Annotated in this window: 17 protein-coding genes; 14 read left to right on the top strand and 3 right to left on the bottom strand. The window is 61.8% G+C overall.

Going from position 1 to position 18,610, the window contains the following annotated elements; genetic code table 11:
* Positions 1–6: 6 nt before the first annotated feature.
* Genes ACVOLL_RS06870 through ACVOLL_RS06840 form a run of 7 tightly spaced genes read left to right on the top strand, consistent with a single transcriptional unit; the run spans position 7 to position 7,111 of the window.
* Positions 7–711 (top strand): alginate O-acetyltransferase AlgF, encoded by a 705-nt coding sequence (locus ACVOLL_RS06870; protein ID WP_481512221.1) that lies wholly within the window; start codon positions 7–9, stop codon positions 709–711.
* Positions 712–758: 47 nt separating this feature from the next.
* Positions 759–1,733: an alginate O-acetyltransferase AlgX-related protein gene (locus ACVOLL_RS06865; RefSeq protein ID WP_481512220.1), complete on the top strand. Its 975-nt coding sequence runs from the start codon at positions 759–761 to the stop codon at positions 1,731–1,733.
* Positions 1,730–2,872, top strand: a complete 1,143-nt coding sequence (locus ACVOLL_RS06860) for an alginate O-acetyltransferase AlgX-related protein (protein WP_481512219.1) — start codon at positions 1,730–1,732, stop codon at positions 2,870–2,872. Before ACVOLL_RS06865 ends, ACVOLL_RS06860 begins: the two co-directional genes overlap by 4 nt.
* A 1-nt stretch (position 2,873) precedes the next feature.
* Positions 2,874–4,769, top strand: coding sequence for an HAD-IIIC family phosphatase (locus tag ACVOLL_RS06855; protein ID WP_481512218.1), 1,896 nt, complete (start codon positions 2,874–2,876; stop codon positions 4,767–4,769).
* Positions 4,766–5,011 (top strand): acyl carrier protein, encoded by a 246-nt coding sequence (locus tag ACVOLL_RS06850; RefSeq protein ID WP_481512217.1) that lies wholly within the window; start codon positions 4,766–4,768, stop codon positions 5,009–5,011. Before ACVOLL_RS06855 ends, ACVOLL_RS06850 begins: the two co-directional genes overlap by 4 nt.
* Positions 5,012–5,056: 45 nt before the next feature.
* Positions 5,057–6,652, top strand: a complete 1,596-nt coding sequence (locus tag ACVOLL_RS06845) for an MBOAT family O-acyltransferase (RefSeq protein WP_481512216.1) — start codon at positions 5,057–5,059, stop codon at positions 6,650–6,652.
* A gap of 51 nt (positions 6,653–6,703) precedes the next feature.
* On the top strand, positions 6,704–7,111 hold the full coding sequence (locus ACVOLL_RS06840; protein WP_481512215.1) for a VOC family protein: 408 nt from the start codon (positions 6,704–6,706) through the stop codon (positions 7,109–7,111).
* Between the two features lie 27 nt (positions 7,112–7,138).
* Here the strand turns inward: ACVOLL_RS06840 and ACVOLL_RS06835 are convergent, their stop codons facing one another.
* Positions 7,139–8,134 (bottom strand): DUF4434 domain-containing protein, encoded by a 996-nt coding sequence (locus ACVOLL_RS06835; RefSeq protein WP_481512214.1) that lies wholly within the window; start codon positions 8,132–8,134, stop codon positions 7,139–7,141.
* A 500-nt stretch (positions 8,135–8,634) separates the two neighbouring features.
* Positions 8,635–8,997: a hypothetical protein gene (locus tag ACVOLL_RS06830; RefSeq protein WP_481512213.1), complete on the bottom strand. Its 363-nt coding sequence runs from the start codon at positions 8,995–8,997 to the stop codon at positions 8,635–8,637.
* 422 nt (positions 8,998–9,419) lie between these two features.
* On the opposite strand from ACVOLL_RS06830, the gene ACVOLL_RS06825 reads away from it, so the two are divergent.
* The 7 genes from ACVOLL_RS06825 to ACVOLL_RS06795 all read left to right on the top strand — a co-directional run bounded on the left by ACVOLL_RS06825 (position 9,420) and on the right by ACVOLL_RS06795 (position 17,233).
* Complete coding sequence (locus ACVOLL_RS06825) at positions 9,420–9,959, top strand: fimbrial protein (protein ID WP_481512212.1); 540 nt, start codon at positions 9,420–9,422, stop codon at positions 9,957–9,959.
* A gap of 28 nt (positions 9,960–9,987) precedes the next feature.
* On the top strand, positions 9,988–10,758 hold the full coding sequence (locus ACVOLL_RS06820) for a fimbrial biogenesis chaperone (protein WP_481512211.1): 771 nt from the start codon (positions 9,988–9,990) through the stop codon (positions 10,756–10,758).
* A 136-nt stretch (positions 10,759–10,894) separates the two neighbouring features.
* The gene (locus ACVOLL_RS06815) at positions 10,895–13,468 is read left to right on the top strand and encodes a fimbria/pilus outer membrane usher protein (protein ID WP_481512210.1); all 2,574 of its coding nucleotides are present in this window, start codon (positions 10,895–10,897) and stop codon (positions 13,466–13,468) included.
* Complete coding sequence (locus ACVOLL_RS06810) at positions 13,459–14,514, top strand: fimbrial protein (RefSeq protein ID WP_481512209.1); 1,056 nt, start codon at positions 13,459–13,461, stop codon at positions 14,512–14,514. The genes ACVOLL_RS06815 and ACVOLL_RS06810 overlap by 10 nt, the downstream gene beginning before the upstream one ends.
* A 111-nt stretch (positions 14,515–14,625) precedes the next feature.
* The gene (locus tag ACVOLL_RS06805) at positions 14,626–14,817 is read left to right on the top strand and encodes a hypothetical protein (RefSeq protein ID WP_481512208.1); all 192 of its coding nucleotides are present in this window, start codon (positions 14,626–14,628) and stop codon (positions 14,815–14,817) included.
* 423 nt (positions 14,818–15,240) lie between these two features.
* Entirely contained in the window at positions 15,241–16,272 is a 1,032-nt protein-coding gene (locus ACVOLL_RS06800; RefSeq protein WP_481512207.1) for a fimbrial protein, read from the top strand.
* A gap of 271 nt (positions 16,273–16,543) precedes the next feature.
* A complete protein-coding gene (locus ACVOLL_RS06795) occupies positions 16,544–17,233 on the top strand; it encodes a DUF3667 domain-containing protein (protein ID WP_481512206.1) in 690 nt (229 codons plus the stop codon).
* Between the two features lie 33 nt (positions 17,234–17,266).
* On the opposite strand, the gene ACVOLL_RS06790 is transcribed toward ACVOLL_RS06795, so the two are convergent.
* Positions 17,267–18,583, bottom strand: coding sequence for an NCS2 family permease (locus tag ACVOLL_RS06790; RefSeq protein WP_282266305.1), 1,317 nt, complete (start codon positions 18,581–18,583; stop codon positions 17,267–17,269).
* Positions 18,584–18,610 lie beyond the last annotated feature (27 nt).

Below are 18,610 nucleotides of genomic sequence, written 5' to 3'. Positions count from 1 at the left end.
TAACGCATGTCCGTTTTCCAAGGCGTGATCCAATGCGCCGTCCGCTGCTCGATCTGGATGGCCATAGTTCTTGTGCCGCTGCAGGTCGCCGCGTCGCCGGCAGGTTCCGCCGCGCGTGACGTGGCGCGGCTTTACGCCTTGCCGCCGGAGGGCTCCATCTATGTACGCGTTGCCAACGCCCAGGCGACACCACTCAGCGTGCAGGTGGGTGAGGGGCGCGGCGAGCAGGTTTCGGCCGGTGGCAAGGTTGCAACCGATTACTACGTCCAGCCCGGCGGCCGGCCATTCCGTGTGCGCGTCAATGGCAAGCCGCTGCAGGTGGCGACGCCAGCACCGGCCAGTGGCTTTGTGACCCTGCTGGTGGGCGCCGGTGCTGGTGTGCGGGTCGTGCAGGATCAGCAGGCGACCGGCAATACGGGTTTGAAGGCGGAGCTTGCGCTCTACAACCTGGTGCCCGGCTGCAATGCCCGGCTGGAGCTCAGCTCTGGTGACGTGGTGTTGGCATCGGTAGCCGAGGCAAGCCGTGGCACGCGCGCGATCAATCCGGTGCAGGCGACCCTGCTGGCGAAATGTGGTGCGCGTGCCTCCGCACCGCTGCAGCTGCCCGCGCTGAAGGCCGGTGACCGTTACAGCCTGTTCGTCACCGGTACTGCCAACGCGCCGGTGCTCAAGGGGCAGGCTGCACGCACAGAACCCTATCGTGCACGTTGAGCATGTTGATCAACGCAGACGATCGTAATTCACAGGAAGAAGATTCAATGCCGAACACGACTCGATTCCTGCCACGACTGGCCAGCGCTCTGATGGTGGCGCTGCTTGCGACCAGCGTGGCGGCCCCTGCCTCCGCGCAGGCGGTGCTGGTGGGCAAGGACAACTGGCTGTTCTATGCCGGTGATGACATGAGTCAGGCCGGCACGGCGGCAATGCGCGAGAACATCGCGCTGATGCGCGATGCCAATGAACTGCTCAAGGCCAAGGGGATTGGCCTGGTGGTGGTGGTGGTGCCGTTGAAGGCACGCTTCGGCCAGGGCAACCTGCCGGATGGCAGCGCGATCAGTGCAGCCGCACAGCCGCGCTATGCCGCCGCGCAGGAGCAGTTGAAGGCTGCTGGCATCGTCAGCGTCGACCTGATGCCGGCGTTGACTGCTGTCGAGCAGAGTGGGCAAGGCGCGTTCTTCCGCAAGGATTCGCACTGGACGGCCTGGAGCGCGGAAGCTGCCGCAGAGGCCACCGCAGGCGAGATCCAACAGCATTGGACGCTTTCCGGCGAGGCCGGTACCGGCAAGGCGCTGGGGGATTGGATCAAGGAGCGTCGGTTCAGTGACTTCACCGAGCTGATGACCGCCGCGCAGCGCAAAACGGTAGGTCAGGAGATCTACACCGTGCGCAAGCTGGTTGACCAGGGTGGGCTGCTGGATGATGACGTAGCGGTGGTGCAGGTCATTGGCAACAGTGCCGTGCAGCCCTATCTGGGCTTTCCGCAGATGCTGTCCAACAAGCTGGACCGGCCGGTTGGCCTGACCTGGAAGTACGGCAACTTCGGGCCGTGGTCGGTGTTGTTGGAGTATCTGGAGTCCGATGCGTTCGCGCAGCACAAGCCAGATGTAGTGGTATGGCAGCTCAACGAGTCGCAGCTGCTGTTCGGTCCGGATGTGGCCGGGCAGTGGGATGCTTCCGCGCTGCTTGCGCCGGCAGCATGGCGCAACCGGGTGCAGGCGGCATTGGCGAAATGAGCGGGCAGCCAGCGCAGGAACAGACCGCAGACGCACAGCAGCGCCCGGCCCATCGCCGGGTCGCTGCAGTGTGGTTGGCATTGATGGCTGCGGGCATGGCATACGCAGCCGTGCAGCTGAAGGGAACGGACGCAGTGCCAGCGTTCAACGCCAGCAGCGCATGGGTAGGGAAGGCTGCGCGCGGCGTCGAGGAAAGCCTGCAGCTGCCATTCAAGGAGCCATTGGAAACGGCCGATGCCGCGTGGCGCTATCGCATGCTGGGGCAGCTGGGGCCGCAGGTGTTGCAGGGTTGCCCGGGCTGGCTGTTCTACGCCGACGGCCTGCGTTCGCCGGCCGGTACCGATCTGGCGCAGGCCCAGGCCGTGCGCGTACAGGTGATGCACAAGGTTGCTTCTGCGCTGCGCGAGCGTGGCGTGCAACTGCTGGTGGTGACCGTGCCGGACAAGTCACGCATCGCCACCCAGCAGTTGTGTGGACTGTCCCGTCCCGTACCCAGCCAGATGCAGCTGGAGGGCTTCGTACAGGCGCTCGATGCAGCCGCTGTCGCGCATGTCGATCTGCGCCGGACGCTGGCCGAAGAGACCTTGCCGCTGCCGTACTACCGCACCGACGTGCACTTGGACCAGGAAGGGGCTGAGCGCGCCGCACGCGCGGTCGCTGACGCGGCCAAGCCGTTGTTGGATGGGGAGGGGACGCAGCAGTACACCATCTCCGAAGCCGCCAGCGAACAGCCACGCATGGGGGATCTGATCGTGCTGGCCGGTTTGGAACACGCGCCTGACGGTTGGCGCCCGGCGTTGGACAAGGAGGTGCCGCAAACGATTGAAATGGTCGCAAGCGGCGGCCTGCTGGATGACGGCCCGACGGCGCGCGTCCTGCTGGCAGGCAGTTCCAATTCCCGCCGCAGCAATTTTGCCGAGCAACTCGGCCGTCATCTGCACGAACCCATCCTCAACCAGAGCCGCGATGGCGGGAAGTTCGCCGACGCGGTGCTGGACGTGCTGAAGACTCCCTTGCCGGAAGGCCTGCAGCTGGTGGTGTGGGAGCTCTCGGAAATGTCGCTGTTGCAGCCGCTATCAGCGCTGGAACGCGAGACGGTTGGCATGCCAAGCGCGGCCAACGCATCACAAGGACACTGATATGCCCGCAATGAACTGGTTGCCGAAAACGACCGACTGGGTAAAACGCCTGGATGTGGCCACGCGTGCTGACGAGGTTCGTTGGGACCAGCTGGTTGGGCTGGCCAACGAATCGCTGGACTTCCTCCAGGTAGCCAAGCTGGACAAGCGCCTGGTGAGTGCGTTGCAGGATGAAAAGATGCAGGTGGCGGACAGCGCCCGCGTGCGCGTGGCGGTACTCGGCGCGTCCACCCTGGAGCACCTTGCACCGGGGCTGCGCATTGCAGCGATGCGCTGGGGCATGCAGGCCGAGATCTACTTTCCGGATTACGCCCAGTACTACCAGGAGTTGCTGACTCCCGGCTCGGGCTTACATTCGTTCGCGCCGCAGGTGGTGGTGTGTGCAATGGACCCGTGGCACCTGCTCCGACAGGGCGTGGCGCTGTTGACCCAGCAGGAGGCCAATGACCGGATCACCGCGGTGGTCGCGCAGCTGCGCGGCGTCTGGAAGCTGGCACGCGAGGCATTTGGCGCACAGGTCATCCAGCCCAGCCTGATGCCGGTGTTCCCGGTGTTGATGGGCAACAACGAGCACCGCTTCAGCGGCGTAAGCAACGCGATGCTGCGGCAGATCAACGCAGCACTGCGCATTGCTGCGGACGAAGAGGGCGTGGACATCCTTGCATTGGATGACGCCTGCCAGCGCGATGGCCTGGGTGAATGGCATGACACTCGCCTGTGGCTGCGCGCCAAGCAGTACGTCTCTCCGGCTGCAGCGCCGATGTTCGGCGAACTGGTCGCGCGCCTGGTTGCGGCGCGGCGCGGCGCCACCGGCAAATGCCTGGTGCTGGATCTGGATAACACCTTGTGGGGCGGCGTGATTGGTGATGATGGGCTGGAGCGCATCGTTCTCGGCCAGGGCAGCGCGGAGGGTGAGGCTTTCATCGCATTCCAGCGCTATGCGCTTGAGCTGTCCCGACGCGGCATCATCCTGGCGGTCTGTTCCAAGAATGACGACAGCAACGCCCGTCTGCCCTTCCAGTCGCACCCGGAGATGGTGCTGCGTACCGAGCACATTGCCTGCTTTGTCGCCAATTGGAATGACAAGGCCAGCAACCTGCGTTCGATCGCACAGCAGTTGAATATCGGCGTGGATGCGTTGGTGTTCGCCGACGACAACCCGTTCGAACGCAACCTGGTCCGCCGCGAGCTGCCGATGGTGCGCGTCCCCGAGCTGCCCGAGGACCCGGCGCTGTATGTCGAATGTGTCGCCGGTTCTGGTTACTTCGAATCGCTGGCGCTGACCGCCGAAGACCGTGAGCGCGCCAGCCAGTACCAGGCCAACCAGCAGCGTGAGCTGCTGCGGGGGAGCCAGGGTGACCTGGCCGGTTACCTGGCCAGCCTGGCGATGGTGCTGGAATGGGCGCCCTTCAACGCCACCGATCAAGCCCGCATTGTCCAGTTGATCAACAAGACCAACCAGTTCAACCTCACCACCCGCCGCTACGGCGATGCGGAGGTCGAGCAGTTGATGGCAACGCCAGGGGCGGTGCTGTTGAGCTTGCGCCTGTCCGATACGTTTGGCGACAACGGCATCATCTCGATCATCGCCGCACTGCCAAGCCAGGAGGCGGACGCGGAGTGGATCATCGATACATGGCTGATGAGCTGCCGGGTGCTGGGCCGGGGCGTCGAACAGGCTGCCTTGCAGGTGCTCGTCGAACAAGCCCGCAAGGCCGGCGCCAAGCGCCTGCTGGGGCAGTTCCGGGCGACGGCCAAGAACGGCATGGTCGCCGCACATTACGAAAAGCTGGGCTTCTCACTTCGCTCGCAGGATGAATCCGGCAGCGATTGGGTGTTGGAGCTTGAAGGATTCAAACCAGGGGATGTCCCCATGCAGATCAGGAGCAAACAATGAACAACGCAGAAATTCTCGCCATCCTCCAGGAAACCCTGCGTGATGTTTTCGACGATGAGTCGGTGGTGATCACCGAGGCATCCAGCGCAGCCGACTTCCCTGCCTGGGATTCGCTGAGCAACGTCAACATCATGGTCGCCACCGAGATGCGTTTCGGCGTGCGTTTCAAGGCTTCGGAAGTGGAAGGGCTGCGCAACATAGGTGAGCTCATCGCGCTGATCCAGAAGCAGAAAGGCGGTTGATCCAACCCGGCCGGGCCACAAGCCCGGCCTCAACGAAGCGAAGCCATGCTGTTCAATTCACTCCCGTTCCTGCTGCTGTTTCTTCCCATTGCCCTGGGCGGCTACTACCTTCTTGGTGGCATTCGTCCCAGTCTGGCAGCGATATGGCTGAGCCTTGCATCGCTGGTGTTCTACGGCTGGTGGAACCCTAGCTTCGTCGTGCTCTTGATGGCGTCGATCGTATTCAACTACCTGCTCAGCCTGGTGATCCTGTCCACCGAGGACAGGCCAAAGCTGCAGTTGTGGGTTCTGGGTTTGGGCATCGCCGCCAACCTGGCCGTGCTGTTCTACTACAAGTACTTTGCATCGCTGCTGGGCGTGTTGGATGGTTGGGGTTTGGTCGCGCACAGCACCAGCGACATCATCCTGCCGCTGGGTATCTCGTTCTTCACCTTCACCCAGATGGGCTTCCTGCTGGACTGCCGTGCTGGCGTGGTGCGCGAGCGTGGTTTCTCGTCCTACGTGCTGTTCGTGACCTTCTTCCCGCACCTGATCGCCGGGCCGATCCTGCACCACAAGGAAATGATGCCGCAGTTCGCTGACCGCGCGAACTATCGCTTCAAGGCGGAGAACCTGAGCGTGGGCGGCGCGCTGTTCGTGATCGGTCTGGCCAAGAAGGTATTGCTGGCCGACAACATCGCGCCGTGGGCCGAGGCGGGCTTTTCGGCGCCGGGTGAGCTGCAATTGCTGGGTGCGTGGAGTGCCGCGCTGGCGTATGCGCTGCAGCTGTACTTCGATTTCTCCGGCTACTCGGACATGGCGATGGGCCTGGCCAAGATGTTCGGCATCCGCTTCCCGATGAACTTCAACTCGCCTTACAAATCGACAGGCATCATCGAGTTCTGGACGCGTTTCCACATGACGCTGACGCGCTATCTCACTGCCTACCTGTACAACCCGGTTGCCTTGGCGATCACCCGTGCACGGGCGCAGAAAGGGCTGCCAGTGGGACGCAAAGCCACCGCCACGCTGCGTGGTTTTGCCAGCATGGTGGTGTTTCCCACAGTGCTGACGATGGGGCTGGCCGGCGTCTGGCACGGTGCCGGGCTGCAGTTCCTGATCTTTGGCCTGCTGCATGGCAGCTACCTGGCGATCAATCACGCCTGGCGCCAGTTCGGTCCGGCTCCGCTCGGCACGGTTGCACGCGGCTGGCATCGTGCCGGCTATGTTCTGCTCACCTTCCTGTGTGTCGTGGTGGCGCTGCTGTTCTTCCGGGCCAACAGCACTGCTGATGCGTTCCGCATCCTGGCGGGCATGACCGGCCTGCATGGCATGGAGTCGCTGACGTCTGTGCTGTTCCCGCTGCAGGCAATGTTTGCCGGCAATCCGGAGTGGAGCAGCGGTGATCTGCTGCGCATGCTGTTCGAGCGTTGGGCCCCGGGCCTGATGATTGCGGCCTTGTTGGCGATCGTGTGGCTGGCACCGAACTCCAACCAGATCATGGGTGCCTATTCGCCTGCGCTGGAAGGGGCGTCGCCGGCACCGCGTGCATGGATGCGTTGGCGGCCGAACCTCGCTTGGCTGGTGCTGACCTTGTTGGTGCTTGCCTATGCGATGTTGAACCTGGACAAGACCGCTCGGTTCCTCTATTTCCAGTTCTGAATCCGGTGATCCTGCCGGTTGTTTTCCCTTTTCTGTCGCAGGTGACCCGCAATGCTGGAAAAACTTGGCTGCACCTTTCATCACATTGGCGTTGCCTGCAAGGATTTCGCACTGGAGCAGATGGTGTGGGAGCAGCTTGGCTACCATCAGGAAGGTGAGGAATTCGAGGATCCGGTACAGCGGGTGAAGGGGCGTTTCCTGGTTGGGCCGGGCCCGCGCCTGGAATTGCTGGTGCCAACCTCGGCCGACTCGCCGGTGCAAGGTGTGCTCAGCCGACGCACACGTATGTACCACCAGGCGTTCGAGGTGAAGGAGTTCGATGTGGCGTTGGATGCACTGGAAGATGCAGGCGCACGCCGAACCGCTGAGCCGGCCGCAGCAGTTGCATTCGGTGGCCGTCGCATTGTTTTTCTTTTCCTGCGCAACGGGCATCTGCTGGAGCTGATTGAAGCCGCGTGACCGCGCTCGCGTTGGGTTCCGGCAGCGCTACAAGCCCCAGGCTCGCCGCAGCGCCTTGGCCTGGGGTGTGTCCTGTGAGAGCCAGGGTTCCAGCGCATACACCAGAACATTGCCGGCACCACTGGTGCGGGCCCACTCCAGTTGCCGCTGGACGCGGCTGAAGTCGGCGCTCTCAGCATGGAACTGGGTTTCGTCGCCAGCCGGTGGCGGCAGCTGGCGGAACAGTTCAACAATGGCATCGAAGGCCACGCCACGTTGCTTGAACAAGGCCAGCAGCGGCGTCAGTGCTTGGTGGTTGTCCTGGCCGGCCACGCCAATGCCGTCCTGCACCATCGGGCGCAGGGTGGTGCCATCGAGCACGTGCTGCCACAGACCGACCAGCGTGCCCTCGGTCTGCAGCTGGCTGAAGTAGGTGGAGATGGCGCAGTCGCCACCATGTGCGATCGTCGCCTGTTGCATCTCGTGCAGCCAGCCAACCAGCAGCTGCAGACGTGCAGGTTCGGCCCAGTGGTACTGCTCCAGCTCGTAGGGCAGGTACCAACCGGCGAAGCGTTGCTGTCGGGGCAGGCTGCTCTGGCCCAGCCAAGCGCGGGCGCGTTGCAGGCTGGCGGCGAAGAAGTCGCGCAGCTGCACTTCGTCGGCACTGATTACCTGCCACCAGCGCTGCTCGAACGGCAGGCCGACACGCACGTTGATGCCAGCGTGATCGGCGGCATTGAACAGCATCGTGAAGCTGGCGTCTGACAGTTGCCAATCGCCCTCCGGACCACCGAGGATGCCGCTCCATTGCACTACCAGTTGGCGGCAACCGGCGCGTTGGGCAAGCGTCATCGAGCGCTGCCAGTCCGCGGCGGTCCAGTTCTGATGGTCGCGCCAAGGCTGCAGGAAGGTACCATCCACTTGTTCTGGTAGCGAGCAGCCAGGTAGCCCCGCCAGCGCCACCAAGGTTGGGATCAGCACAGCCGCCTGTAACAGGCGTCGGCGGTTGTGCACAACGGCGGCAGCGGGCTGGGCAGCGGTCATGGGTACTCAGGCACCGGAAGCAGAGACCCACGCATGATCCCAGAGCCTGCCCCCGTTGTGCAGCATGCATGGATGAAACACGTGGGCGGTTCAGCAATGCATGACCGACTGTCATCGGAGCGGCTCCTGTGCGGCCGCGCGGATGGGCGGAGAACCCACAGAAAATTGATCGCGACCAGATGGCTGCCATTGAGTGGCTACTGGGTGATTGCGAGGTTGCAGTACAGCGGGAACCGCCTGACTTCGTTTTGTATTGCAGGCGTTGGCCCTTGCCAGGCCAGCGCAGGTACCAGGCAAAGTTTGATCATGCTGGAGCGCATCTGCGCGTCTCTCGATGGCGAAGGCGGGATCACGCTGGTCGATCTGTAGCGCAAGCTGGGCGTCGACTGATCGGCGCGGGCCGCCGATGTCACTGCTTGCAGCGCAAGCATCGGAAGGTCATGGATAACTGGCACGAAACCCGGCAGGCCATTCCAGGTCTGCCGGGTGCCTTGGGAGTGTCACGGGTAGGTGACCACTACCAGATAGCCCGCTTTTGCCCGTTGCTCGGGGCGAGCCTGCAATGCATAGCTTTGGGAAAAGAACCGCTCGTGAGCCTGGTCTGGATGTGCCGCAAGGCCAACTTGCTCGTGGTAGGCCACCAAGGTGACGACATCGCCGGTGGCCAGGGTGGATACCTGCAGCTGCGCGCCTTGTGCAGACATCGGGCAGGTATCCAGGTTCAGTTGTTGCTGGTCGCGCAGCAGTCCAACGTTGCAGCCCGAATCAACTATGCGTCCCACGAAGCGAATGGTGCCTTGACTTGCGTTGCTTGCCGAAGTGATGGAAAGCAACGCCGCACCGAGCAGGAGAGAACGAATCATGGCCGTACTCCGCGTTTGGGAGCTTCAGTAGGCGCCTGCTGGAAGCGAAGCAGAAGAGGCAACATGCCGTTCTGCTCGCGGACATCACGCGTGTTGAGTGATCACGATCAAATCGCTCCTTGTCCACGGAAGATGGGAATTCTGGCGAATCGACTGTGCTGAGCTTGATCCGGGTACACGGCAGCTATTGCAGGTGCCGCATGTGCAGGGATCATGTGAATGGCTGTTGCAGATTTGATTGGAACGGCTAATTGGCAATTTATGTGGAGAGCGTCACATTTGTTCCTGATAACTTCTCGTCCAGTTCTCGAACAGCAGGTGTCGAGTTCTGATCGGGAAGCGAGTCAAGGATCGAATGTTGCTTCGTTGAGCTCCTTGCTTGCCCCGGACCCACTTCAACTCCTCAGGGCAAGGTAATCGCAATGCGCAACGTCAACATAATCGCAGTTCTCCTGCTGGCAGCAGCCCCGCTTGCTGCCAGCGCCACTGACGGCACCATCACCTTCAATGGCGAAATCACCGACAAGACCTGCACCATCTCCACGCCGCAGGGCAAGGACTTCACTGTGACTCTGCCGACTGTCGGTGCCAACGCGTTGGCCGCCAATGGCCAGGTTGCCGGCCGCACGCCTTTCTCCATCAGTCTGACTCAATGCGATGCTGGCGACGTGGCGACCTACTTTGAGCCGGGCGCCACCATCGATGCCAGCAGTGGTCGTTTGAACAACACCGCTACCGCCAACGCGGCAACCCGGGTGCAGCTGCAGCTGCTCGGCAGCAACAACCTTGCGTTGCCGATGACGGCTGCAGGTGCGGGCCAGCCGCAGACCAACTCGCAATGGGTCACTGTTGCTGCAGACGGATCGGCAAACCTGAACTACGCCGTCGAGTACTACGCCCAAGGTGCGGTGACCCCGGGTGAAGTCACCAGCAGCGTGAAGTACACGATCATCTACAACTGATCGCAGTTGTCGCCACCCTTGGCCGGCGATGCGGCCGGCCGAGGGATCTATTCCACGCATAGAAGCGGTGGCTGCGATGAATTCTCATTTCCTGAAAGCACTGCTTGGCGCGGTGTTGATGGTGTCGTTCTGCCCGGCGACCATGGCAGGCGTGGTGATCAACGGGACAAGGGTGATCTACCCAGGGCCGGCGCGCGAAGTCACCGTCCAGGTAAGCAATGTCGGCGAGGCGCCCTCATTGGTGCAGGCCTGGATCGACAGTGGCGACCCCGAGCAGACGGCGGAAAACAGTGATGCTCCATTCTTGTTGACGCCGCCTATCGCCCGGGTTGAGGCCGGACGCAGCCAGGCGTTGCGGGTGATCTTCACCGGAGCCGATTTGCCTGGAGATCGCGAGTCACTGTTCTGGTTGAACGTATTGGATGTCGCGCCGTCGCCGAAAGAATCCGCTGAAGAGCAGAACTATCTGCAGGTGGCATTCCGTTCGCGAATCAAGTTGTTCTATCGCCCAAAAGGGATGCCGGAATCGGCCAACGATGCGCCATCGAAGCTGCGCTGGAGCTGGTCGGGAGGAAAGCTGCGGGCAGACAATCCAACGCCTTATCACGTGACGTTGGCAGAGGTGCATGCAATCAGCGCCAACGTGGACAAGCTGGTTGAAGAGAAAGGAAAGATGATCGGCCCCAACCAGCAATTGGTGCTGGATGCCGCTGGTCCCATGGACACGGTGCGCTTCATCACCATCAACGACTACGGCGGAAGGGTGGAGAACAGCGCCAGCGTAGCTGCTGGTCTCTGAGTAACGGATCGATGGATCGGGCGTACTTGCAGTTGCGATCGTTCTGAAGGAAACCGGTGTGATTGAGAGCAGACTGTCATCTTCTATTCGGAGGTCGATCTTCGATGCAGCAGCGGGCATTGAGCGAATGCTGCCGATGTTTCTGCTTGTCGCAGGCGTTGCGCTGCCGCTGCGTGTGTGGGCGGCGCCGGAGCCGGAGCCAAGCGGCAATCTCGGCGAGCAGGCGTTGCTGGTAAGTGCTGGTCCGGCCAAGCGTGCTGCCCCTGAAGTAGCGCAGTTCGACTCCAACTTTCTTTCCGGGTCTGGCACCAAGGTTGATCTATCTGCCTTCACCAATGGCAATCCGATGGTGGCGGGCGACTATCGCGTGGATATTTACGTCAACGGCAGCTGGAAGGGGCGCCGGGATCTGCGGTTTCGCGGCAATGGGCAGGGCGAGGTGGGGGCCTGCCTGGACATGGCGCTGCTTGAAGACCTTGGCGTAGATACCGAGCAACTGCAGACCGTTGCTGGCAGTGCAAGTACAGCCGATGCCTGTGTCCAGGTGCAGGAGCGTATGCCCGATGCATTCGGCATCTATGACAGTGGCAATCTGCGCTACGACTTGAGCATCCCGCAGGTCAACCTGCGTCGCGAGGCACGTGGCTACGTGAATCCGGCGCTGTGGGACCGTGGCATCAACGCCGGTTTTGTTGGCTACAGTTTCAACGTGGTGGATGGGCGGACACGCGGCGCTTTCTCTACGCGCAATCGCAGTGCCTATCTTGGCCTCAACATGGGACTCAATCTGGGGGGCTGGCAGCTGCGACAGGACTCCAATCTCACGTGGAACGAGGGCGGCGGCAGCAACTATCAACGTATCAGTACTTATGCTCAACGTGGAATCGCGAGCGTGGGTGGCCAGCTCACCGTTGGCGAGGCCTATACCAGCGGTGAACTGTTTGATTCGCTAGGTTATCGCGGCATCAGCCTGGTGACTGACGATCGCATGTTGCCCGATTCGCTGCGTGGCTACGCACCGGTGATCCGTGGTATCGCCGAAACCAACGCGCGCGTGGAGATTCGGCAGAACCAACAGCTGATCTATTCCAGCACGGTGTCGCCGGGAAACTTCCTCATTGAGGATTTGTTCCCCACCGGCTACGGCGGCGACCTGGACGTCAGCGTCATCGAGGCGGACGGACGCACGCGCTCGTTCAAGGTCCCGTTCGGCTCTGTCGCACAGATGCTGCGCCCGGGCATGTCGCGTTATGCGTTTACCCTGGGCGAGGTGCGAAATGACAATCTGCTGGATAGACCATGGTTGGCTCAAGGGACCTACCAGCGCGGCATCGCCAATCGCTTGACCCTGTATGGCGGTGCCCTGTTGAGTGAGCAATATGGAGCGCTGTTGTATGGCGCCGGACTGGCGACGCCGGTGGGCGCGGTCTCGCTTGAAATGACCCACGCGCGCGCGCGCTTCCAAGGTGGGCAGGATGCCTTGGGGTCGAGCATGCGTTTGAGCTACAGCAACCTGATTGCTCAGCTTGGCACCAATGTAACTCTGGCAGCCTACCGATACTCTACCCGCGGCTATTACAGCCTGCAGGATGCAATGCGTCACCGTGATGCAATCGCGCGCGGATTCGACGCGCAGCGGTTCGGTCGGCAACGCAGCCAGTTTCAGTTGACCCTGAATCAGCCGCTGGAAAAAGGCTGGGGGTCACTGTATGTGACCGGATCGGTACGCGACTTTTACGACATCCCAGGTAACAGCGTGCAGTACCAAATAGGCTACAACAATTCTTGGCGTGCTATGAACCTGGGCTTGTCCGCGGCTCGTACCGAAGAAGGTTTGCCTGCGGTGCGCGACACCCAGTATCTGCTGAGTATCAGCATGCCGCTGGGCCGACGCAGCCGGTCAATGTCACTGAACGCAGATGTGGGAATGCGTGATGCTGGCTCGCGTAACCCCAACGGCGGTTATGACAATAGCCGCATAGGGATCACTGGCGCGCTTGGTGCCGACTACCGTTTCAACTATGGGCTGACCTTGGCCGACAGTCGTAGCGGTAGCTCCAGTGTGATGGCCTCGGCGGGCTATCGCGCCCGTTACGCAACACTCAACGGTACATATGGGTATTCCAACGCCTTCCAGCAGCTCTCGCTCAGCGCCAGTGGCAACCTGCTGGTGCACGGCGGCGGAGTGACGCTCGGGCCGTATCGCGGTGACACCATGGTACTTGTACATGCGCCTGGTGCGTCCGATGCGACGGTGAGCAATGCCTCCGGCCTGCGTGTGGACAAACGTGGCTATGCGCTGGTGCCCTATGTATCGCCGTACCGACTCAATGCCGTCACGCTTGATCCAGCCAACATGGCGCGGGATGTCGAGCTGGACGCCAGTAGTCAGTCGGTGGCGCCTTACGCTGGCGCCATCAGCTTGCTGCGATTCCAGACCCGCAGTGGTCGGGCGTTGTTGATCAGTGTGCGCGGCGCAACTGGCCAATCGCTTCCGCTAGGTGCGTCGGTCAAGGATGAGGTCGGGCAACTTGTCGGTCTGGTAGGGCAAGGTGGACGTCTCTATGTGCGTACCGAGCACAACAGCGGACGGCTGCAGGTTGAGTGGGGCACGCAAGCCTCACAACGTTGTGTGCTCGATTACAAGGTGGCTGCTGCCTCAGGTCAGGAGCAGCTTGGAATGACTTCATTGGAGACGCTATGTCAGTGACCCAGGGGTGGTTGCGTTTGTTTGCCTGCGGCGTGGTTGCAGCGGCAGGGTTGTCGTCCATTACGCCGGCTTCGGCATGGTGTTTTGCCGTCGATCCCGCGACGTATGCTACACAGAATGTGTACCTGGACCTTGGCGAGATCGTTGTTCCGTCCAGCTTGCCGGTGGGGGCGACAATCATCACGCGCAGCTATCCAGTTACGCGAAAGGACAATTACTTTTCTTGCTCGGGTTTTGGCGGGCAGTCCATGGCGCGAGTGTCATACTCTTCTCCTTGGGCTTTCAAAGAGGTGCCGGGAATGGATTCGGTCACTGCAACGGACGTTCCAGGGATCGGGATCAGGATCCGACAGTCAGTCGTGAACGAAAGAGGCACGGTGGTTTCGACGTATTACCCCGCCCACTTTTTTTACAATAATGGTCAGATCATCGGGATTCCGGGAGACCCCTTGGTTGTGGAGCTGATAAAGACCGCCAGCGTCGTTGGTAGCGGGCAGATATTTCCCCCAGGGTATTTTTTTGCCGCTCATCAAATCTGGCTTACTCCTGACAGCTCGCCGGTACTGGCGGTGTATCTGAACCAGGATTCGGGCATCATCAAGCCAGGCACCTGTACGCCTACCGCGGGAAGCAGGAATGTCGCCGTAACATTTGGCTCCGTGTCCCGGAATGCGTTTACGGGGATGGGAATCACCGCTGCGAATCGGGATTTTGATATCGAGCTTGATTGCCAGGGTTTCGATCCGGCAGGTACCGTGATCGGCGTGCGCGTGGATGCGCCGCGGGATGCCTCAAATTTGCCTGGGGTCATGCCACTGACCGCGTCAGCGGACACAGCGTCAGGCGTGGCGATTGAAATAGTCCAACGTGGGGCTCAGGGCGAGCGGCCGCTGCGCTTTGGTGAGAGCGTCGTGCTCACTGGCGCAGCGGGGAGCGCTGGAAGACTGGTGCTGCCGCTGCGTGCCCGTTATATACAGACCAGTGCAGCCAAGGTGACGCCGGGCAAGGCGAACGGGTTGGCGACATTCACCATTCAATACAATTGAGTCAATGCAGTGAAGTCATATTCCCATTGGTAATGAATTCTCAGGCACTCAGATGCAATGCCGATGGTATCTTTGCGCGCCAGCATCAATTCCAAGTTCTAAGGTGTAGGCGTGAGTGGTTGGATGGGCCGGGTGGTGGTCGCAGCAATGGCCACCGCTCCAATGGAGGCAGCTTGGATGCCGAAGGCCGAGGTCAAGGATGCGTTTTTCCGCACAAGACCGGTGGTAGAGAGCGTGATGTTGTGCGTTTACTCCGACATCAGTGGTGTGGTCGATACGCCTGATTGCGTTCGATTCAATTAGCAAACGGAGGTGCTTGCCTATGTGCTTGGCTATACCGATCAAGGTGCTGGCTGTCTGAACCGCATCACTGGCACTCCCGCCGGGAGGCTGGACGAGCGCTGTGGCGTTTGCGGGATGGTGTTCCTCCCGTTGCAGCAGTGCTTGCTCGCGTGATGTCAACGTGACCTTCAACTACAGCTGACGCCACGCGTCGGATCGCACTGCAGTCAACTGCAGCCTGCGCTCGTACGAAAGACCTGTTGAGCATGTTCGGCCGCGCTGCATGTACAGCGGGGACGGCGCAGGTATGTGCGAACCAGCAACAGCCGATTTTTCGCCTGCGCGCTGCGCCAGGTGAGTGCCGCCGTTGACTTTGCGGCATCGCTTATCAACCGCCGGCCCAGTAGCTGTAGCGCTGCCGGCTTCCATAACGATGGAGGCAATATGTCGTTGATTCACGAACGTGCCCGTACGCTGCGGGCAGCATTGCTTGGTGTGACTGTGGTGCTGCTGGCACCTGTGGCGCAGGCCAAGTGTACGTTGAACGATGGATTTTTCGTGCCGCAAGACGTGCAGATGGACATGGGACAACTGGTGATTCTGCCGAGCTTGCCGGTGGGTGGGCTGATCAAGGAACTGGTGGTGAACATCAATGAGCGCGCCAGCGTGGGCAGATGCACCGGTGCCAGCAACGTCATCGGTATCTATAACAATGCGCGGCAACAGACGGTGGTGCCGGGCCTGAGCAATGTTCATGCAACCGATGTGGCAGGTATCGGTATTCGCGTCTATCGCGATTCTGGGCAAGTGAAGGCCTATTATCCGCACGTGTACTCGGTGAGCACCGTTGGTGCAGTGGATCTGGCCGGCGGCTTTTTCCGTGTCGAGTTGATCAAGACGGCCGCCGTCACCGGTTCCGGGCTGATTGCACCCAGCGGCAGGTTCACGAGCTACTACTTTGACGGGGACGGCATCGGCAAGCCGATACTTGTATCGACGTTCAAAGGCACGGGCACGACGGTGGTGAACCCAACCTGTTCTGTGCAGGCGGGTAGTCGCAATATCGTCGTTGAGTTCGGGGCTGTACCTGCCAGCACATTCACTGGCGTGGGGACGCGTGCGGTGAATCGCGATTTCGACATCCGCCTGGACTGCCAGGGTAGCAATGTCGCGCAGTACCAGAGCAGGATCGGGATCCGGCTGGATGCGTTGCAGGATGCATCCAATCTGCCGGGTGTGTTGCCGCTGAGTGCAATTGCGAACTCGGCCGCCGGCATCGGAATCGAGCTGGTCCAGCGCAATGGTACCGCCGAGAAAACCGTACGGTTTGCCGAGAACATCGAGATGGGCACCAGCGTGGCTGGCAGCAGCACCCTGAGCCTGCCCTTGCGCGCACGCTACATCCAGACCCGCGCGGGTAGGGTGGTACCCGGCAAAGCGAACGGCGCTGCGACGTTCACCATTCAGTACAACTAGCAGAGTGCGGGGCCGGCACCGGCGTTGGGGTTCCCATCCGCCCCGCCGATGCCGTGGCGGGAGGCGCCAGGCAAGCGGTATCGCAGCGGAGCTGGTGGCTGCGCGTATCCGGGGCGATGGCGAAGATTCTTCGCCTCGTTCTAGAATGCTGGCTTGCCATCAACGGGGGCGATGCATGGGGATGCACGTCGACACCAGCTGTATCAATTGCGATCGCATAGCCGGCGGTCCTGAGCAGAAGTACTGCCCTAACTGCGGCCAGCCGACACCGGTGCATCGCATCGATTGGCATTTCCTGAGCCATGAGTTGGAGCACAGCGTGCTGCACATGGACCGGGGTATCCTGTATTCGCTCAAGCAGCTGATGCTGCAGCCAGGTAAGTTGCTGCGTGATTACATCGAGGGGCGGCGTGGCAACCAGGTCAAGCCGCTGCTGCTGATCACGATGATGGCGGCGGCCGTGGTGTTGCTGAATCGCCTGGTTACCGGCAGCAGCGTGATGGACGCGGGTGCGAGCGAAGTAATGGCGACCGCGCAGGCACTGCCTGCCGAGGTGGCAAGGGTGATGGCGGCCTATCGAACGGTCGGGGCCTGGGTCGACTCCCATTTTGCCGCGTTCACGTTGATGTTGCTGCCAATCGAAGCGCTGGTGTTCTGGCAGGTGTTCCGCCGCTACAGCCAGCTGAATTACCCCGAATGGCTGGTGATGATCACCCTGCTGACCGTGCAGACATTCGTGATCTGGTCGGTTCTGGTGCTGCTTCACCGGTGGTTGCCGCACGTACAGCTGATGGCAGCGTTGCTGGGCATGATCTACAGCGGCGTTTCGCTGGTGCAGTTCTTCCAGGATCGACCGGTGTGGTCGACGCTATGGCGGACCGCGGTATCGCTGGCGGTGTTCTCAGTGCTCAGCTCGTTGGCGGTGATGGTCGCAGCGCTGGTCGTGATGCGGGTTGGATGACCCGCTCACGTTTGGCTTGAGCAGCGGCCGCGATTACTCCAGCGCGTAGCGCAGCACGAACAAACCCGCCACCAGCCACACCGCCGGATGCACTTCTCGCCAGCGGCCGGTACCCGCCTTCAGGGCTGCATAGGCGATGAAGCCGAAGGCCAGGCCGTTGGCAATAGAGTAGGTGAACGGCATCGCCAGCGCGCACAGCGCGGCGGGCACTGACTCGGTCAGGTCATCCCACTTCACTTCCACCAGCTCGCGCAGCATCAGTCCGGCGACGAACAGCAGTGCCGGCGCGGTGGCATAGGACGGCACCATTGCCGCCAGCGGCGAGAACAACAGGGCGGCCAGGAACAGTGCGGCGACCACCAGTGCGGTCAGGCCGGTGCGGCCACCGACCTGCACGCCGGAGGCGCTTTCGGCAAAGGCGGTGGTGGAACTGGTGCCGAGCAGCGAGCCGGCGACAATCGCGCTGCTGTCGGCCAGCAGGGCGCGGCTGAAGCGCTTCTTGCCATCTTCCAGTTTCAGCAGCCCGGCGCGGCCGAGTACCCCGTACAAGGTGCCGGTGGCATCGAATACTTCCACCAGCACGAACACCAGCACCACTTGCAGCAACACCGCCAGCGGCGCGCCGCCGTCGTGGTGCAGCAGGCCGGGCAGGTCCAGTTGCAGGAAGGTCGGGGCCAGGCTCGGCGGCAAGGAAACGATGCCTTGGTACTGCACCGAGCCAATCGCCCAGCCAATGCCGGTGACGGCGAGGATGCCGATAAGGATCGCGCCACGCACCTTGCGTGCCTCGAGAATGGCAATCAGCAGGAAGCCGGCCAATGCCAGCAGTGGCGGTGCGGTATTGAGCGGGCCCAGCGTGAGCATGGTGTCTTCATTGGCAACGATCACGTTCGACTTCTGCAACGCGATGATGGCCAGGAACAGACCGATGCCGGCCACGATGGCCGAACGCAGCGAGGCAGGAATACCGGCGACCAGCCAGGCGCGGATACCGGTCAGCGACAGCACCCAGAACACGATGCCGGAAATGAACACCGCCGCCAGCGCCTGTTGCCAAGGCAGCCCTGCAGCACCGACCACGGTGAAGGCGAAGAACGCATTCAAGCCCATGCCTGGCGCCATGCCGACGGGGTAGTTGGCTGCCAGCGCCATTACCGCCGATCCAATCGCTGCCGCCAGGCAGGTCGCCACGAACACCGCGCCCGGGTCCATGCCGGTGGTGCCGAGGATCTCCGGATTGACGAAGACGATGTAGGACATCGTCAGGAAGGTGGTGATACCGGCCAGCACCTCGGTACGGACGCTGGTGCCGTGCTGTTGCAGTTTGAAGATTCGGTCTAGCAGGGACATGGGGGAATTCCGTGGATTACAGGCTGT

The organism is Stenotrophomonas sp. STEN035 (assembly GCF_056759935.1).
The sequence above is the reverse complement of the archived record's forward strand: the minus strand, read 5'-3'. Positions and strand labels throughout refer to the sequence as shown.

What these genes read in the sequence shown, in the direction of transcription:
- ACVOLL_RS06850 (WP_481512217.1), top strand. Translation starts at nt 4,766, where the DNA reads ATGAACAACGCAGAAATTCTCGCCATCCTCCAGGAAACCCTGCGTGAT.
- ACVOLL_RS06820 (WP_481512211.1), top strand. Translation starts at nt 9,988, where the DNA reads ATGCGGCCGGCCGAGGGATCTATTCCACGCATAGAAGCGGTGGCTGCG.
- ACVOLL_RS06815 (WP_481512210.1), top strand. Translation starts at nt 10,895, where the DNA reads ATGTTTCTGCTTGTCGCAGGCGTTGCGCTGCCGCTGCGTGTGTGGGCG.
- ACVOLL_RS06825 (WP_481512212.1), top strand. Translation starts at nt 9,420, where the DNA reads ATGCGCAACGTCAACATAATCGCAGTTCTCCTGCTGGCAGCAGCCCCG.
- ACVOLL_RS06865 (WP_481512220.1), top strand. Translation starts at nt 759, where the DNA reads ATGCCGAACACGACTCGATTCCTGCCACGACTGGCCAGCGCTCTGATG.
- ACVOLL_RS06800 (WP_481512207.1), top strand. Translation starts at nt 15,241, where the DNA reads ATGTCGTTGATTCACGAACGTGCCCGTACGCTGCGGGCAGCATTGCTT.
- ACVOLL_RS06860 (WP_481512219.1), top strand. Translation starts at nt 1,730, where the DNA reads ATGAGCGGGCAGCCAGCGCAGGAACAGACCGCAGACGCACAGCAGCGC.
- ACVOLL_RS06835 (WP_481512214.1), bottom strand. Translation starts at nt 8,134, where the DNA reads ATGACCGCTGCCCAGCCCGCTGCCGCCGTTGTGCACAACCGCCGACGC.
- ACVOLL_RS06790 (WP_282266305.1), bottom strand. Translation starts at nt 18,583, where the DNA reads ATGTCCCTGCTAGACCGAATCTTCAAACTGCAACAGCACGGCACCAGC.
- ACVOLL_RS06830 (WP_481512213.1), bottom strand. Translation starts at nt 8,997, where the DNA reads ATGATTCGTTCTCTCCTGCTCGGTGCGGCGTTGCTTTCCATCACTTCG.
- ACVOLL_RS06840 (WP_481512215.1), top strand. Translation starts at nt 6,704, where the DNA reads ATGCTGGAAAAACTTGGCTGCACCTTTCATCACATTGGCGTTGCCTGC.
- ACVOLL_RS06810 (WP_481512209.1), top strand. Translation starts at nt 13,459, where the DNA reads ATGTCAGTGACCCAGGGGTGGTTGCGTTTGTTTGCCTGCGGCGTGGTT.
- ACVOLL_RS06855 (WP_481512218.1), top strand. Translation starts at nt 2,874, where the DNA reads ATGCCCGCAATGAACTGGTTGCCGAAAACGACCGACTGGGTAAAACGC.
- ACVOLL_RS06870 (WP_481512221.1), top strand. Translation starts at nt 7, where the DNA reads ATGTCCGTTTTCCAAGGCGTGATCCAATGCGCCGTCCGCTGCTCGATC.
- ACVOLL_RS06845 (WP_481512216.1), top strand. Translation starts at nt 5,057, where the DNA reads ATGCTGTTCAATTCACTCCCGTTCCTGCTGCTGTTTCTTCCCATTGCC.